This window comes from Bacillus aerolatus (genome assembly GCF_009183655.1).
Classification (GTDB): Bacteria; Bacillota; Bacilli; order Bacillales; family Domibacillaceae; genus Pseudobacillus; species Pseudobacillus aerolatus.
Genome location: NZ_WEIO01000003.1, coordinates 177208 through 194177 on the forward strand (window position 1 = coordinate 177208; position 16970 = coordinate 194177).

The following is a 16970-nucleotide window of genomic DNA, read 5'->3' on the forward strand; positions in this document are numbered from 1 at the left end:
AGATTTTTTAAAAAAGAGAGTAAAAAGCTCTATATATTTTTCCACTTAAAGAAAAAGAAGTTTCAACCCGAATGTAAGCAAAATGCAGCCGCCGAAAGCTTCACTATACGTTCCAAGCCAGTTGTTCGCTTTTTTGCCGAGCAATAATCCGCCCCACGTTAACCCCGCTGCAATGCTGCCGAATAATAGCATGGCGAGAAAAGCTCTTACACCATAAATGCCGAGAGTTAGTCCGACTGAAAAGCTGTCGAGGCTGACAGTTAATGAAAATAAAAATAACTTCCAGCCGGAAGGTATGCTTCGTTCTTCTTCCTTCTGTTGAAAAAAAGCGATGATCATTTGGCCGCCAGCTATAATTAGAAGCATACCACCGATAAAAGCCGCAATTGTTCCAAATGTCTCTGTAACAAATCGGCCGGCAAGCATACCAAATAGCGGCAGAATAATATGAAAGCTGCCAACAACTAGTCCTATATAAAAAATTCTTTTTAGTCTAATTGGCGCCAGCCCGATTCCTAAGCTTGCCGAAAAGGCGTCCATTCCTAAAGCTAAAGCGAGCATGCTCAAAGTGACAATCTCACCCATTTTTATCTTCATTCCCTTCCTCGTTGGACGTGCCTCTTTTCAACATATGCAGGAAGCTTTCAATAGTTTCTTTTAGACTGAAATCTTAAATAAAAAAAGAGAGCTGGCTCTAGCAAACCTATTTCTCTTCGAATCTGTGATTATAAACAATCAATCGGGGAATAAATATATATCATATACATACAATTTGACCAAGTATCAAAAGGCGAAAGGGTGACCTTCCATGATTGTGAGAGAACGTGAAAATGAATTTATCATGATTGAACAGGATCATCATGCACAAGTTTCTGGCAGCATTATGACCCATTGGAAAGATTCCCTGTTCATTGGCAAAGAATTCAGAAATTCTGTCCAATACGCTATCTCTATGCATGACTGTGGCTGGAAACCATTCGACAAAGAGCCGTTTTGGAATGATACAAAACAAAAGCCGTATACATTTCTTGACTTTCCTGTACTGGCAAAAATCGTACTTTACAAAAACGGGATTGATGAAGTGGAGAAAAATGATCCTTATGCCGCTCTTTTATGCAGCATGTATTATACAGGCTTCCTCAAAAACGAGGCTGCTAACGAGGCAAAGGTCTTTGTGGCGCAGGAAAAAGAACGGCAAGAGAAGCTCATTCACTCTTTGGAAATAACCGATCGATTGTTGCTTCATTTTCATTGTGGGCTGCTACAGTTCGGCGATCATCTGTCATTATATATTTGCCTGAATGAACCTGGTGCTAAAAAGGAAGAAGAGCTCCCATTTTTCCGTGATGGAATACCGCTTTCTTCTGCTTTGCACACATTCCGACAAGATAAACTCCAACTGCACTGGAGAAATAAAAATACGATTGCTATCGAAGCTTTTCCTTTTGAAAATCAGGTAGCTGTCACACTAAAACAAAAAGTCATACAGAAAGACACCACCGCGTCCAAAGGGTTACTTGAGAGCTATAAAGAAGCTCCACTTAATGAAATGGTCCTTTACTTGGTCGATGAAAAAAATAAAGAATAAATGCGGAAGCGCCTGTCCAGCCCCGACCAGCAAATGTTCTTCCCCAAAGAAGTCCGCCCTTTGGCTTCATTGGGGAAAGGTTATTCGACCTCGGAGGGCTAGGCACTGGAACTGGAAGCAGACCTGCTCCTTGAGAAAAATTATCCACAATGCAAGTATTTTATAGCTTCTCAAACAATAAAAAAATTCCGGACGCCGCAGGATGGCAGCTTCCGGAATTCTTATGATCTTCTGCTATTTACTTGTTTCGCGAATCCAGCGGTGGCCGGCCGCTTTTTCCAGCCGGTTCATAATAGCTAAGCCTACACCCTCTGTTGAAAAGGTTTCAGAATAAATGATATCTACATCTGTTTCATTAAAAGCTCGCAACACATCATATAGAGAATGAGCGACTGTTTTCAAGTCTTTTCGGCTGCCGCATGGCAAGATAACATCCGCTTCATAGAAAGAAAGATTTTCTTCCGTTGTTAACAGGCCGACTTTCTTTCCTTGTTGACGTTCCCTATTTACTTGCGACTGAATCCACTCCTTGCTTCCTTCCATCAAATAGACAGGTGCATCCGGAGCATAGTGAGTGTATTTCATACCTGGTGATTTCGGTTGTTTTTGCGTATCTGTCAGCGCCGCATCGATCGCTGTTTCACCCACGGCTGCTTCGATTTCTTCTTTCGTAATGCCGCCCGGGCGTAAAATAACGGGAATTTCACCTGTACAATCCACCACCGTTGATTCCACTCCCACCCCGGTTTCGCCGCCATCCACAATTCCGGCAATTCTTCCATCAAGGTCATCTTGCACGTGCTTAGCAGAAGTAGGACTCGGTTTGCCGGAGCGGTTGGCGCTCGGAGCAGCAATGGGCAAGCCGGCTGCTTGAATAACGGCAAGCGCAACCGGATGATCGGGCATGCGGACGGCTACAGTTTCCAATCCGGCAGTAACGATGTCAGACAGTTTGTTCGGCTGCTTTGCCAAAATAATGGTCAGCGGACCCGGCCAAAACGCTTGCATGAGCTTTTCTGCTGTTTCCGATATATTCACCGCCACATCCGCTGCTTGCTGTTTCGAAGCAAGGTGGATAATTAACGGGTTATCCGCCGGCCGGCCTTTCGCCGCGAATATTTTGGCGGCCGCTTCATCGGATAAAGCATTTCCGCCAAGACCGTACACTGTTTCGGTCGGAAAGGCTACGACTTCATTTTTCTTTAATAAATCAGCTGCTTCTTTTACTTGTGGATATGTTTTTAACACATCCACACGGTTATCCACATGCCAATACTTTGTCTGCATTTCACTCACCTATTTTTCATTTCTTTAATTCAGTGCGTAATTTCTACATTTTTTTCAGAAAAACTAGAGATTAGTTGAATGATATTCACAATTTTAGTGATTTTATCCACATTCTGTGCATAATAAATTTCAACTTGTGCATAAACCTGTGGACAGTTGTGGATAAATTTCTGAATAATGACTGAATTCCCGCTTCATCCACAAACGGTGAATAACATGTTTATAACTTTTAGGGAAATTCGTCGATTTTTTAATCTCCTCGTTTAAATAACTCCAAAATAGCGAACTTTACTTCCGGGACTTGCGGTTTTCCTTCTGCATAAACCGGCTCTTTGATTTCGTCCAGCTGGCTGTTTTCTTCTGCGTAAACAGGCTCTTTCGTTTCACCCGGCTGGCTGTTTTCTTCCTCATAAACAGGTTCTTTCATTTCATCCGGCTGGCTATTTTCTTCTGCATAAACAGATTCTTTCGTTTCATCCGGCTGACTGTTTTCTTCTACACCGGGACCGATAGCTGTTCCGTTTGAAAAATCAAGAAAGCAGAGTGGCGGGTACAATACACACCACCAATTAGCACCTTTTCCTTCTCCAATGGTGATGACGATGGCCTCATATTCACCGGCTGGGTATAAAAATTGTCCGTACAGCTTCGTTGGAAATTTCGCTTTGTCAAACTTTACTCTAATGTCACTTGTCGCTCCTTCTTTTGCCGCTCGTTCCAAAGCAATTTGCTGAATTTCCGGCAGCTTGCTCTTCAAGAGGCGGCGGGCTTCCGGCAGCGACTCCAAGTCGGACACCCAGTTTGTAATTTCCGCATTCACATCGTCTCTGATTTTTCTTTTCAACGCCTGGTCTGCGGCATGATCGCTGTTTGCAAGAATTCGCAGCCTGATCGCCTCTTTTGGAATGACAATCGTTTCTTCTGGTTCCGCCGCCTGGCTCGGTATATATAAACTTGCAATTGTACCAATGGATAGTATAAGTAAATAAATGCCTGCAATTAATTTATTCATTGTTTTCCCCTCCTGACAAACAGTCTGTCCAGAAAAGAAAAACTTAAACAATGAAACTATTAAATTTCCATAAAGACCATTCGATCTTTGCCGTTGATGTCATTTTTTACGTCAATTAAAGCTTGTGGAAAGGCTTGTTGTAAAAGTTCAGCCACCGCTTTTCCTTGTCCCGCTCCCACTTCGAAGCCAACAAACGCGCCGGGATTCAGCACCTCGGGCAGCTGTTCACTGAACCTCCGATATAAATCAAGGCCATCTTCTCCGCCATAAAGCGCAAGTTCCGGTTCATGATCGGCAACAACCGGTGACAAATCTTTTTTGTCGGCCAAGGGGATGTATGGCGGATTGGATAAAAGAAGATCGAGCTTCATGTTTTTTTCAATGAAAGGAGCAAGCAAATCTCCGTGTATAAAATGGACATCTGCCTGCAGTGCTTCACTGTTAAGTTTCGCCGTTTGCAGTGCTTTTTCAGAAACATCAGATGCATAGACCATCAGTTCCGGCCATTCGAGCTTCATTGTAATGGCGATCGCTCCGCTGCCCGTACCAATATCCGCCATGACCATTTGATCGGCGGCTGCCAACCGTTTTTTTGCCATTTCCAGCGTGTGCCAAACTAGCTCTTCTGTTTCCGGCCGGGGAATAAGCACATCACCGTTCACGAAAAAGCTTCGTCCATAAAATTGTTCCTTCCCAATCATATGCTGTACCGGGACACCTGCTGCGTGTTGTTCGACCATTGTGATAAAGTGAGTTTCCTGCTCTTCCGTTAACTCTTGCTGCATACTCGCTAAAAGCTGTGACCTCTGCATACAAACGGCATGCTGCAGCAGCAGCTCTCCCGCATTCGCATCCCGCTTATGCTCCATTAAAAAAGAAGAAGCCCACCGGAGGGCCTCATATATTTTTCGTGACATATTTAATCCTGCAAATTCTCAAGCTTGGAAGACTGTTCTTCCATAATTAACGCATCCAGCACTTCATCAAGCTTGCCTTCTAAAATTTGATCGAGCTTTTGAATCGTTAAACCGATGCGGTGGTCAGTCACACGGTTTTGCGGGAAGTTATACGTACGGATCCGTTCAGAGCGGTCGCCGGAACCGACAGCTGATTTTCTCTGGGCATCGTATTCCGCCTGCGCCTCTTGCTGGAACTTATCGTACACGCGGGCACGAAGAACTTTCATCGCTTTTTCTTTGTTTTTAATTTGTGACTTTTCGTCCTGGCAGGAAACGACTGTACCAGTCGGCACGTGTGTTAAACGGACGGCTGACATTGTCGTGTTGACGCTCTGCCCGCCCGGACCGCTTGATGCAAATGTATCGACACGAATATCTTTTTCATGAATATCGACTTCCACATCTTCCGCTTCAGGCAGACATGCCACCGTAGATGTCGATGTGTGAATGCGTCCGCCTGATTCAGTTTCAGGTACACGCTGTACGCGGTGAGCACCGTTTTCATATTTCATTTTAGAAAAAGCGCCTTTCCCATTAATCATAAAGATAATTTCTTTATAACCGCCAAGGCCGGTCGAATGAGCTTCAATCACTTCTGTTTTCCAGCCTTGCGCTTCTGCATAGCGGCTGTACATGCGGTATAAGTCGCCGGCAAACAAAGCTGCTTCATCTCCGCCTGCCGCCCCGCGGATTTCCATAATAACGTTTTTGTCGTCATTCGGGTCTTTCGGGATCAAAAGAATTTTTAATTGATCTTCTAATTGTTCCAGCTTTTCTTCCAGCTCACCCATTTCTTCTTTGACCATTTCACGCATGTCGGCGTCAAGCTTTTCTTCAAGCATCTCTTTAGCCTCTTCGTATTGCTCCTTCGACTCTTTATATTCACGGTACACGAGCACTGTATCTTGAATGTCGGACTGCTCTTTTGAGTAATCCCTTAACTTGCCCGGGTTATTCACAATCTCCGGATCACTTAACAGTTCATTTAACTTTTCGTAGCGGTCTTCTACCGCCTGTAAACGGTCAAACATGACTTCACCTCAAATTTCGTCCATAATGTTACTATTATAATATACAGAAAAATCGAGTACAACGGCGGGACAAGAAAAAACCTTTTTCAGCTATTGTGAAAAAGGGTTTCGTTTTTTATTAGTTTTTTCTGCAGCCGCTTTTTGCTTGTGAACGGAGTTCCGCGGCACTTCATGGTGATGGCGGCAGCGCGATTCGTAGCTTTCCGCTGCCCCGACTAAAATAATCGGATCGTCATAACCCGCGGGCTCGCCGTCAATTAAACGCTGCGTCCGGCTGGCCGGTGACCCGCAGACCGCACAAACAGCCTGCAGCTTCGTAACGAGTTCAGCGGCTGCCATTAAAGCCGGCATCGGGCCGAACGGCTCTCCGCGGAAGTCTTGGTCAAGTCCCGCTAAAATAACGCGATGACCGCGATCTGCCAGCGTTTGAGCCGCTTGAATAATGCCATCATCAAAAAACTGCGCTTCGTCAATCGCGACAATGTCGACATCAGAAGTGACAGCTGCTAAGATGGCGGCCGATCCTTCGACAGGCACAGCAATAAAAGACGAACCGTTGTGGGAAACGACTGATTTTTCACTGTAGCGGCTATCGATCTTTGGCTTAAACACCATAATATTTTGTTTAGCAAACTGCGCGCGCCTGACGCGGCGGATGAGTTCTTCTGATTTTCCGGAAAACATGCTGCCGCAAATGACTTCCATCCATCCAGTTTGTTTCATCACATACATGAAAAAGCCTCACTTTCCAAATTCCTTTACACCTTCAGCCCTTAAAAAGGCAAAAAACAGGCAAGCAGTTATTTATAACTCCTTGCCTGTTTCTCATTTTTAAATTAGTTATTCTTCATGCCGTATTTTTTGTTGAAACGATCAACACGTCCGCCAGCATCAGCGAATTTTTGACGGCCAGTATAGAATGGGTGGCATTCAGAGCAAACCTCTACACGAATTTCCTCGTTAACGGAACCAGTTGTAAACTCGTTGCCGCATGCACATTTCACCATTGCTTTTTTGTAACCTGGATGAATACCTGTTTTCATTCTTGTCATCTCCTTCCGCCCTGAATCATTCTGAAACAGAGTTGTCTATACGAAGTACGGCTATGTTGCTCCGTACTTAAAGGCTAAGCATACTTACATTATTATAACAAGGGTTGTTCCAAAAATCAAATGCGAATTATAAAATTCGTTTGGATGAACCACCTGTTTTTATTTCTGCCACGAGCTGATCAATAAATTCTGCGTTCGTTTTCGTTTGCCGCAAACGGCGCAGGAATTTCTCGGCGAGATCCGGCGAATCGGACATCGTTTTGCGGATGGACCAAATCATATCAAGCTGTCCTTTTTCGATGAGCAGCTCTTCTTTGCGTGTGCCGGAACGCTTAATATCAATAGCTGGGAATATGCGGCGCTCGGCAAGCGAGCGGTCGAGATGAAGCTCCATATTGCCTGTCCCTTTAAATTCTTCATAAATGACGTCATCCATGCGCGAGCCTGTATCAACGAGGGCAGTTGCGAGAATCGTCAAGCTGCCGCCTTCTTCAATGTTACGGGCCGCACCGAAAAAGCGCTTCGGACGGTGGAATGCAGCCGGGTCAATCCCCCCGGACAATGTACGCCCGCTTGGCGGAATCACAAGGTTGTAAGCCCGGGCCAGCCGCGTAATGCTGTCCATTAAAATAATGACATCGCGCTTATGTTCCACGAGGCGCATTGCCCGCTCCAGCACAAGCTCAGCCACTTTAATATGGTTTTCCGGCACTTCATCAAATGTAGAGCTGATGACTTCCGCCTGAACCGAACGCTCAATATCCGTTACTTCCTCTGGGCGCTCATCAATTAACAACACAATGAGTTCGGATTCCGGATGATTGGCGGTAATGGAATTGGCAATTTCTTTTAACAGCATTGTTTTCCCCGCTTTTGGCGGAGCCACGATTAATCCGCGCTGACCAAAACCGACAGGCGCAATTAAATCCATGATTCTCGTGGAAAGATTTTTCGGATTCGTTTCAAGCATAATTTGGCGGTCAGGATATAAAGGAGTTAATGCGGGAAAGTGTACACGTTCTTTAGCGGATTCAGGATCATCGCCGTTGACCGCTTCAACGTGCAGAAGGCCATAGTAACGCTCATTTTCTTTCGGAGGACGTACTTTACCCGATACTTTATCACCATTTCTTAAATCAAAACGGCGGATTTGTGAAGCAGAAATATAAATATCTTCGGAGCTTGGCGAGTAATTGATTGGTCTTAAAAAGCCAAACCCTTCTGACTGAATAATTTCCAGCACACCTTCCATGAAAAAGAAACCTTGTTCTTCCGCACGCGCTTTCAAAATAGCAAAAATCAATTCTTTTTTCGTCAACTTGCTGTAATAAGAAATCTTATATGTACGCGCGAGTTCATAAAGTTCTTTCAGCTTTAGACTTTCTAAATATGCAATAGTCAGTTCTTCCATTTCGGCACCACACTTTTATTTAATTCTCCCCTATTTGGATAGGGTGAGGCATTCTTTTTTTGCTGATCCCGTCTCCTTGGGACTCGAGGTCAAATGTCTGTCAGCTGTGGCGGCCTGGAATACTGCCTCCTCGCTGTCAGCCATTTGCTTGTCGCGGCTGGACAGGCGCTTCCGCTTTTCTATTGTCCAGCTTCGCCTCCTTGGGGCTCGAGGTCATATGCCAGTCTGACTGCATGGCTGAAAAGCGCCATTTCGCCAGCCTGTCATATGCTTGTCGCCCCAAAACAGTCGGCTCCGCTTTTCTTAAAATAATATCTATTTTAACCTCTCGGGTTGGTTGTGGCAATGTTCGATTGAAAAAGGAGGGAATGTTACACTGGTTGCGATTTTAAAGCAGTGATTTTGGTAGTGGCATGTTAAACAGCAGAAGCAGGCTGCAAACCGGTTGTTTCCGGTGAAAGCCCGCTTGCTGTCAATTAATTAATTTAGAATAATGTCTGTATTAAGATTTCATGACTAAGTTTGGTTTTTTCTTCAGGCTGTGGCGGCCGTCGACAAAGCGAACCGTTCCTGATTTTGCTCTCATGACGACAGAATGTGTTTCGCCATATGATCCTTTAAATTGGACACCGCGCATTAACTCGCCGTCTGTTACGCCAGTCGCGGCAAAAATAGCATCATCACCGCGGACGAGGTCTTCCATGCGAAGCACGTTTTTCACATTAATGCCCATGCCTTCGCACCGTTTAATTTCTGCTTCGTTTTGCGGGAGCAGTCGTCCTTGAATTTCTCCGCCGAGACATTTTAACGCAACCGCTGCGATGACGCCTTCAGGAGCGCCGCCGGAGCCGAATAAAATATCGACGCCTGTTTGGTCAAAAGCGGTGTTGATCGCACCTGCTACGTCGCCGTCATTAATTAATTTAATGCGGGCGCCTGCATCGCGCAATTGAGCGATGATTTCCTCATGGCGCGGGCGGTTTAATACCGTCGCCACTACATCCTCAATGTTTTTATTTTTCGCTTTTGCCACAGCTTTCAAGTTGTCAAGGACGGAAGCGTTAATGTCAATTTGACCGACCGCTTCAGGCCCTACCGCAATTTTATCCATATACATATCAGGTGCATGCAACAAGTTGCCATGGTCTGCTACAGCGAGGACTGCTAACGCATTCCAGCCGCCTGAAGCGACGATGTTCGTGCCTTCCAGCGGATCAACCGCTACGTCTACGCGCGGTCCGTAGCCTGTGCCGAGTTTTTCTCCGATATAAAGCATCGGAGCTTCGTCCATTTCGCCTTCTCCGATTACGACCGTTCCTTTCATCGGAATCGTATCGAATACATCACGCATGGCAGTAGTGGCCGCATCGTCCGCTTCATTTTTCTTTCCTCGTCCCATCCAGCGTGCGGAAGATAAAGCAGCGGCTTCCGTAACACGGACAAGCTCCATTGATAAACTTCTTTCCATTTTATATTTTCCTCCCGTATTACAACTGCGATTTTTAATTGGTATAACATAATTAACACATATATTGTAACACATTAAAAGGAAATTGCGTGGAAGAATTCATCAGCTTTTTATTTGTTCAAGTTCTTCCTCCGACAGTTCTTCGCGCCAAATCTCTGCACCAAGGCGGCTCAACTTTTCTACAAGCAGGCTGTAGCCTCTATCGATGTGCTCAAGTCCTGTCACTTCTGTTATACCTTCCGCCATTAACCCTGCTATGACGAGAGCAGCTCCTGCCCGCAAGTCGCTCGCTTTTACTTTCGCCCCGTGAAGCTTGAGCGGCCCATTTATAATGGCTGATCTTCCTTCTACTTTCATGCTGGCGTTCATTCTTCGCAGTTCGTCGATATGTTTAAAACGGGCAGAGTAAATCGTATCCGTGACGATTGCCGACCCTTCTGCTTTTGTTAAAAGAGTCGTAAATGGCTGCTGCAAATCCGTTGGAAACCCTGGATAAACGAGCGTTTTAATATCGACCGCTTTTAACTGCTCGGCTTTGCCGACAAACACCTTATCATCACCGATTTCCACTGGCACGTTCATTTCCCGCAGCTTGGCTGTCAATGATTCTAAATGGAGCGGTATAACGTTGTCGACAACGACTCCTTCGCCAGCAGCCGCTGCTAAAATCATAAACGTCCCTGCTTCAATCCGGTCTGGAATGATCGTATGGCGGCAGCCGGCAAGCTTGTCCACACCTTCAATGCGAATAATATCCGTTCCAGCGCCTTTGATTTTCGCGCCCATGTTGTTTAACAGTGTAGCAACGTCAATAATTTCCGGCTCTTTCGCCGCGTTTTCAATGACTGTCCGTCCTTTTGCTTTCACAGCAGCCAACATAATATTGATCGTGGCACCGACGCTAACAACATCCAAATAAATTCTTGCTCCCCGCAATTCATTGGCTCGCAAATAAATGGCGCCTTGTTCGTTTGTCACTTCGGCTCCAAGGGCTTCAAACCCTTTTATATGCTGGTCGATCGGACGCGGTCCTAAATGACAGCCCCCAGGCAAACCGATGACCGCTTTTTTAAACTTTCCGAGCATGGCACCCATTAAATAGTAGGAGGCGCGCAGTTTTTTTACTTTACCATTTGGAAGCGGCATTGCCACCATCTTCTCTGGGTCAACGACCATTTCGCCGTTTTCAAAGGTGACACTTCCTCCGATTTCCTCGAGCAGCCCTTTCAGCATATGAATATCGGAAATGTCGGGCAGCCCTTCAATTGTTACTGGAGACTCCGCTAAAATCGTAGCCGGAACTAAAGCAACTGCACTGTTTTTCGCCCCGTCCACTTTAATCGTTCCTTTTAAAGGCCGGCCTCCTACAATTTTCAGCTTTTCCATTTTCTGCTCCCTTCTTTCACGCACTGGCTAAGCATCGAAAAAGAATTATTTCATGATGTGCTGACAGCTATTTGAATAGTATTAGTTTATCCCAATGTAGTAAAATCATGTAAAAAAATGAAATTTTATTTTGATTGACGTTTTTCCCAGTCAGCAAGGAATGCTTCGATGCCTTTGTCCGTCAATGGATGGTTGTACATTTGCTTCAACACTTTAAATGGAACAGTTGAAATATGGGCGCCTCGCAAAGCTGCATCTGTAACGTGCTGCGGATGGCGGATTGAAGCGGCGATAATTTCAGTTTCAATGCCGTGAATGGCAAAAATAGAAGAGATTGTTTCAATTAGATCCAAGCCGTTGTGTCCGATATCATCCAGGCGGCCTAAAAATGGAGAAACATAGGAAGCCCCTGCTCTCGCTGCAAGCAATGCCTGGTTAGCACTGAATACAAGCGTAACATTTGTTTTAATGCCTTCTTTTGCAAAAACAGCTACTGCTTTCATCCCTTCCGGAGTCATCGGCACTTTTACTGTAATGTTTGGCGCAATTTTCGCCAATTCGCGGCCTTCCTCAATCATTCCTTCTGCATCAAGCGCAATCACTTCCGCACTGACAGACTCGCTTACTAAATCTGTGATTTCGCGAAGACGGTCATGAAAGGGAACTGTTTCTTTCGCCACTAAGGACGGATTCGTTGTCACGCCTGATAAAATACCCCAAGAATGAGCTTCTTTGATTTCTTCCATATTTGCTGTATCGATAAATAATTTCATAAAATTGTCTCTCCTTTAAATGTAGCAGCGTTTGGGCTGAATGAATTTTTAGTACAAAGCCGCCTTATTTTTATAAGGCGGCTTCTAATATGCATCTTTGTAAATGAACGGGTTTTGTTTACGCTTTGCCAGATGAACCGAATTCGCGCATTTTTCCTTTAACTGTTTCTTTGATCGCATCGCGGGCAGGTCCCAAGTATTTGCGCGGATCGTATAAATCCGGTTTTTCTGCTAGTACTTCGCGTACCGCTTTCGCTGAAGCGATTTGGTTTTCTGTGTTAACGTTGATTTTCGCTGTTCCAAGTGAGATAGCACGTTGAATATCTTTCGTCGGAATCCCCGTGCCGCCGTGAAGAACGAGCGGAATGCCTGTTAAATTCATGACTTCTTCCATCCGGTCAAATCCGAGGTTCGGTTCGCCTTTGTATGGTCCATGCACAGATCCAAGTGCTGGAGCAAAGCAGTCAACGCCTGTTTCACGAACTAATTGGTCACATTCTGCCGGAATTGCGTAAGCCGCTTCAGCGTCATCCACCACAAGGTCGTCTTCCTGACCGCCAATACGGCCAAGCTCTGCTTCGACAGATACACCATGAATATGAGCAAGTTCTACTACTTTTTTCGTTAAAGCAATGTTTTGCTCAAGTGGATGGTGAGAACCATCGATCATCACGGATGTGAAGCCAGCTTGAATTGCTTTAGCACACATTTCAAAGCTGGAACCGTGGTCCAAATGGATCGCTACCGGCACAGAAACTTCGTATTCTTCCATTAATGCTTCGACCATGGTCACTACAAATTTGAAGCCGCCCATGTAACGCGCTGCGCCTTCAGAAACACCAAGAATAACTGGTGATTTTTCTTCTTCAGCTGCCTGTAAAATCGCTTGCGTGAATTCAAGGTTATTCAAATTAAATTGTCCCACAGCATACTTTTCTTCTTTTGCTTTATTAAGCATATCCGTCATGGAAACTAAAGGCATAATTATTTTCCTCCTATTTTAAAAATATAGATATTTATAACACAAACAGCTAATTCAGCCAACTGACTTTATCAAAAAGCCATAATACTTAAGTCTGCTGACACTCTATCTCTTTAAAACAGATCTATCAAGGGCAGCTAAATTACATTTTTCCTGCTCCTTGATAAACTAAAGTATGTAACCTGTTTTAGGCTTACGAATAAATTTACATTTGTATCATACCAAAATAACCGGCCCTTTACCAACGTAAAGGTGACCGGTTATCTCTCAAGAAAATATGTATTCCTTCACGGTTGTCCGAATATCGTCTATGTCAAACGGCTTAGCAAAATGCGTAAGCGCTCCCAAGTCCCTTGCTTTTTGAATCATGTCCAGTTCCCCATAAGCTGTCATGATAATTACCCGGATGCTGCTGTCTTTTTCTTTCATTCTTTTTAAAATTTCAATGCCGTCCATACCTGGAATTTTCATATCCAGCAAGACTAAATCAGGTGAATGGTTATCGACAATTTCAAGAGCCTGCACTCCGTTTGCGGCTTGAAATGTTTCGTACCCTTCTTTTTGCAAAACTTCATTTAATAAAATACGTATGCCAAACTGATCGTCCACAATAAGTATTTTCCCACTCAATTGCCTCTCCCCCTGCTCTGGATTCACTTTATATGTTTAAAAATAAAAATTAAAAATTAAAGAATACTTTATCCAGCTATTTACTATAATTCTTGTTCAACACACAAAATTCCTGCCTACAGATGTAAATTCTTGCAGAACTTTGACTAAAGAAGCTCTTAAGATTTGCACGCTTTGGCCGCTATGTCTCTTTTAAACTTAAAAATGATTAACTATTCTTTCTCCTTATTACGCCCTAAGTTTAGTAAAGCGAAAAAAGTTTCTTCCAGGCGCTTTGGCGGGATGCACCCGGTGAAAGTTTCATTTTTGCCGCGCAGTTGAAAGATATGTATAATGTACTCACAAATAAGGAGGCAGAACGATGCTAAAAATGTTTACAACTCAATTAAATGGTCTGTTTCAGCGGATTGCCGATAAAGAAGCTTATAATATTGAAGATGGCGCCCGACTTCTCGCGCAGGCAATGGTGGGTGAAGGCCGGATTTACATACAAGGAATTCAGGAAATGACAGCTGTTGAGGCAGAAGCGATGACCGGCGCTGAGCCGCTCACCCACTGCCAGCCTTTCAAAACAGCAGATGAGATCACCGAGAGCGACCGCGTCCTCCTTGTCAGCCGCTTCACCAATGATCCCGAAGCGTTAGCTGCCGCATCTGCCCTTCAAGAAAAACACATTCCCTTTGTTGCTGTAGCCGGCGCTGTGTCAACGGAAGAAGTGTCACTAGCCACACTTGCGGATGTTTTTATCGACACGAAACTCATTAAAGGTCTGCTTCCTGATGAAACAGGCGGCCGCACCGGCTTCCCGTCAAGCATCGCTGCGCTGTACATTTACTTTTTACTGAAACTGACAATTGATGAAATTTTACAAGACCAAGACTGAAATAGCTGCCGTATGCACATATTTGCAGTCAACAAAGAATGAATTCGTTTATTTATGCATCACTACCGCAAAAAAAAGCCTTTAAAGCGTCCTGCTTTAAAGGCTTTTCCATTTTTCTTATTTACCAGCCAAAGTCGCTTCGACAAATGCGCGGAAAAGCGGCTGCGGGCGAGTTGGGCGTGATGTGAATTCCGGATGGAACTGGGCTGCTACGAACCATGGGTGATCTTTAAGCTCAATGATTTCTACGAGACGGCCGTCCGGGCTCGTGCCAGAGAAGATGAACCCTTCTTTCTCCATCAGCTCACGATATTCGTTGTTGAATTCGTAGCGATGGCGATGGCGTTCGTACACTACTTCGTCCTGATAAGCTTCGTATGCTTTTGTTCCTTCTTGCAGTTTGCATGGGTACAAGCCAAGGCGAAGCGTGCCGCCAAGGTCTTCCACGTCTTTTTGTTCCGGCAGCAAGTCGATGACCGGATATGGCGTTGTCGGATCGATTTCAGATGAATTAGCACCTTCCAAGCGAACGACGTTTTGTGCGTATTCAATAGAAGCAAGCTGCATGCCAAGGCAAATGCCGAATAACGGAACATTGTTTTCTCGTGCATATTTAATAGCTTCTATTTTACCGGCAATGCCCCGGTCGCCAAAACCGCCCGGCACTAAAATGCCGTCTGCGTCTTTTAAGCGTTCTTCTACGTTTTCGGCGAGCAATTCAGCCGAGTTGACCCAATCGATTTCAATGTCAGCATCAAATGCATAGCCGGCATGGCGCAATGCTTCCACGACGGAAATGTAGGCATCTTGCAGCTCGACGTATTTTCCGACGAGGGCAATTCTAGTTTTCTTTGTTAAGCCGCGGACTTTGTCTACAAGCGCTCTCCAGTCTTCCATTTCTGCATCGTGGCACTGCAGTTTTAAGTGACGGCAGACGAGATCGTCCATTTTTTGGTCTTGAAGGGAAAGCGGCACCGCGTAAAGCGTATCTGCATCCATCGCTTCAATGACCGCCTCTGGAGCGATATCACAGAAAAGAGCGAGTTTGTCTTTCATGTCTTGTGAAACTGGCAACTCGGTACGAACAACGATAATATTCGGCTGAATACCGAGGCTGCGAAGCTCTTTTACGCTGTGCTGTGTCGGTTTTGTTTTCATTTCTCCGGCTGCTTTTAAAAACGGGATGAGTGTGCAATGAATATACATCACATTGTCAGAACCGACGTCACTTTTGATTTGGCGGATCGCTTCTAAAAACGGCAATGATTCAATGTCTCCAACCGTGCCGCCGATTTCTGTAATGACAACATCAGCTTTCGTTTCTTTCCCGGCAAGAAAAACGCGGTCTTTGATTTCATTCGTAATGTGCGGAATAACTTGCACTGTGCCGCCTAAATATTCCCCGCGGCGCTCTTTGCGCAAAACAGTAGAGTAAACTTTGCCGGTCGTTACGTTGCTGTACTTATTTAAATTAATGTCAATGAAACGCTCGTAGTGGCCTAAGTCCAAATCCGTTTCCGCACCGTCATCAGTGACGAACACTTCACCGTGCTGATAAGGACTCATCGTTCCCGGATCGACGTTAATGTATGGATCAAACTTTTGGATTGTCACTTTTAATCCACGGTTTTTCAACAAGCGGCCGAGGGAAGCAGCAGTGATCCCTTTACCTAAAGAAGAAACAACCCCGCCTGTTACAAAAATATATTTAGTCAACTTGAAAAGCCCCCTTCAATCTATTGTTCCTATTATTTATTAAACGAATACACCTTTTTTATTAGGGCAAAAAGCAAAAACGCCCCGATTACTTAAAAAGTAATGGGAGCGTTATAAACGTAAACATGTCTCTTTAAAGAGCCCAAATAAAATACTACAATTTGAGGTAAAGGAAGTCAAGAGAAGATTAAAATTCTTTATTTTAGACCTTCTTCCTCATCTTCCTCAAGGTCATATTCGTCTTCTGTTGTTAACTCTTCTTCAAGTTCTTCGTCTTCCTCATCGTCGTCAATGTCATCGATTTCTTCCACTTCATCATCTTCCAGATCATCTAAATCTTCATCCAATTCTTCCTCTTCAAAGTCAAGATCTTCCTCGATTTCCTCAAGCTCGTCGATCTCATCCTCTTCGAAGTCAAGCTCTTCTTTTGCTGCTTTTTTCGTTTTCTTCTTTTTCGCTTTTACAGCAGGTGTTGCTTCTTCTTCGAGCTGGTCGACGGGATACCATGCACGCAGGCCCCAACGATTTTCTCCAAGTGTATAAAAGCGGCCGTCAATATTTAAATCGGTGTAAAACTGAATCATCTGTGATTTTAACTCTGCATCGCTCAGTTCCTGATATTGCTGAATTTGAGAAAGAATCTCTTGAAATTGAATCGGCTGCTTGCTTTCTTTTAAAATAGCATGGGCGATTTCGATAAACGCCATTTCTTTTAGTTCTTCTGTAGACAATTGCTTCAAATTCACATCCGCACTTCCCTTCTCTATTTACACACTCTGCCAGAGTGAAAAA

The 16970-nt window shown here is 44.6% G+C and carries 18 protein-coding genes; 2 read left to right on the top strand and 16 right to left on the bottom strand.

From position 1 onward, the window contains the following. Positions 1-45: 45 nt before the first annotated feature. Positions 46-597: a manganese efflux pump MntP gene (locus F9802_RS06920; protein ID WP_152150438.1), complete on the bottom strand. Its 552-nt coding sequence runs from the start codon at positions 595-597 to the stop codon at positions 46-48. Between the two features lie 211 nt (positions 598-808). Between F9802_RS06920 and F9802_RS06925 the strand changes: the two genes are divergently transcribed. Continuing rightward, complete coding sequence (locus F9802_RS06925) at positions 809-1588, top strand: DUF3891 family protein (protein ID WP_152150439.1); 780 nt, start codon at positions 809-811, stop codon at positions 1586-1588. A gap of 234 nt (positions 1589-1822) precedes the next feature. On the opposite strand, the gene F9802_RS06930 is transcribed toward F9802_RS06925, so the two are convergent. From F9802_RS06930 to F9802_RS06985, 13 genes are all read right to left on the bottom strand, one after another. Then, positions 1823-2875, bottom strand: a complete 1053-nt coding sequence (locus F9802_RS06930; protein ID WP_191991795.1) for an L-threonylcarbamoyladenylate synthase — start codon at positions 2873-2875, stop codon at positions 1823-1825. A gap of 250 nt (positions 2876-3125) precedes the next feature. Beyond that, on the bottom strand, positions 3126-3887 hold the full coding sequence (spoIIR, locus tag F9802_RS06935; protein WP_152150441.1) for a stage II sporulation protein R: 762 nt from the start codon (positions 3885-3887) through the stop codon (positions 3126-3128). Positions 3888-3946: 59 nt separating this feature from the next. Beyond that, a complete protein-coding gene (gene prmC, locus F9802_RS06940) occupies positions 3947-4804 on the bottom strand; it encodes a peptide chain release factor N(5)-glutamine methyltransferase (protein WP_152150442.1) in 858 nt (285 codons plus the stop codon). A 2-nt stretch (positions 4805-4806) separates the two neighbouring features. Next, complete coding sequence (prfA, locus tag F9802_RS06945; RefSeq protein ID WP_152150443.1) at positions 4807-5877, bottom strand: peptide chain release factor 1; 1071 nt, start codon at positions 5875-5877, stop codon at positions 4807-4809. Positions 5878-5967: 90 nt separating this feature from the next. Continuing rightward, positions 5968-6609 (bottom strand): thymidine kinase, encoded by a 642-nt coding sequence (locus F9802_RS06950; protein WP_152150444.1) that lies wholly within the window; start codon positions 6607-6609, stop codon positions 5968-5970. A 104-nt stretch (positions 6610-6713) separates the two neighbouring features. Continuing rightward, complete coding sequence (gene rpmE / locus F9802_RS06955; RefSeq protein ID WP_152150445.1) at positions 6714-6920, bottom strand: 50S ribosomal protein L31; 207 nt, start codon at positions 6918-6920, stop codon at positions 6714-6716. A 136-nt stretch (positions 6921-7056) separates the two neighbouring features. Further along, positions 7057-8340, bottom strand: coding sequence for a transcription termination factor Rho (gene rho, locus F9802_RS06960; RefSeq protein ID WP_152150446.1), 1284 nt, complete (start codon positions 8338-8340; stop codon positions 7057-7059). 136 nt (positions 8341-8476) lie between these two features. Then, the gene (locus F9802_RS19570) at positions 8477-8623 is read right to left on the bottom strand and encodes a hypothetical protein (RefSeq protein WP_191991796.1); all 147 of its coding nucleotides are present in this window, start codon (positions 8621-8623) and stop codon (positions 8477-8479) included. A gap of 219 nt (positions 8624-8842) precedes the next feature. Next, entirely contained in the window at positions 8843-9808 is a 966-nt protein-coding gene (gene glpX, locus F9802_RS06965) for a class II fructose-bisphosphatase (RefSeq protein WP_152150447.1), read from the bottom strand. 102 nt (positions 9809-9910) lie between these two features. Continuing rightward, the gene (locus F9802_RS06970; RefSeq protein ID WP_152150448.1) at positions 9911-11194 is read right to left on the bottom strand and encodes a UDP-N-acetylglucosamine 1-carboxyvinyltransferase; all 1284 of its coding nucleotides are present in this window, start codon (positions 11192-11194) and stop codon (positions 9911-9913) included. Positions 11195-11319: 125 nt separating this feature from the next. Beyond that, positions 11320-11967 carry a fructose-6-phosphate aldolase gene (gene fsa / locus F9802_RS06975; protein ID WP_152150449.1) on the bottom strand — a complete coding sequence of 216 codons (648 nt, stop codon included), beginning with the start codon at positions 11965-11967 and terminating at the stop codon, positions 11320-11322. Between the two features lie 118 nt (positions 11968-12085). Next, positions 12086-12949: a class II fructose-bisphosphate aldolase gene (locus F9802_RS06980; RefSeq protein WP_152150450.1), complete on the bottom strand. Its 864-nt coding sequence runs from the start codon at positions 12947-12949 to the stop codon at positions 12086-12088. 267 nt (positions 12950-13216) lie between these two features. Then, a complete protein-coding gene (locus F9802_RS06985) occupies positions 13217-13579 on the bottom strand; it encodes a response regulator (protein ID WP_152150451.1) in 363 nt (120 codons plus the stop codon). A 361-nt stretch (positions 13580-13940) separates the two neighbouring features. On the opposite strand from F9802_RS06985, the gene F9802_RS06990 reads away from it, so the two are divergent. Then, a complete protein-coding gene (locus tag F9802_RS06990) occupies positions 13941-14462 on the top strand; it encodes a DUF2529 domain-containing protein (protein ID WP_152150452.1) in 522 nt (173 codons plus the stop codon). Positions 14463-14579: 117 nt separating this feature from the next. On the opposite strand, the gene F9802_RS06995 is transcribed toward F9802_RS06990, so the two are convergent. Beyond that, positions 14580-16178 carry a CTP synthase gene (locus tag F9802_RS06995; protein WP_152150453.1) on the bottom strand — a complete coding sequence of 533 codons (1599 nt, stop codon included), beginning with the start codon at positions 16176-16178 and terminating at the stop codon, positions 14580-14582. Between the two features lie 197 nt (positions 16179-16375). After that, positions 16376-16924, bottom strand: a complete 549-nt coding sequence (rpoE, locus tag F9802_RS07000) for a DNA-directed RNA polymerase subunit delta (RefSeq protein WP_152150454.1) — start codon at positions 16922-16924, stop codon at positions 16376-16378. Positions 16925-16970 lie beyond the last annotated feature (46 nt).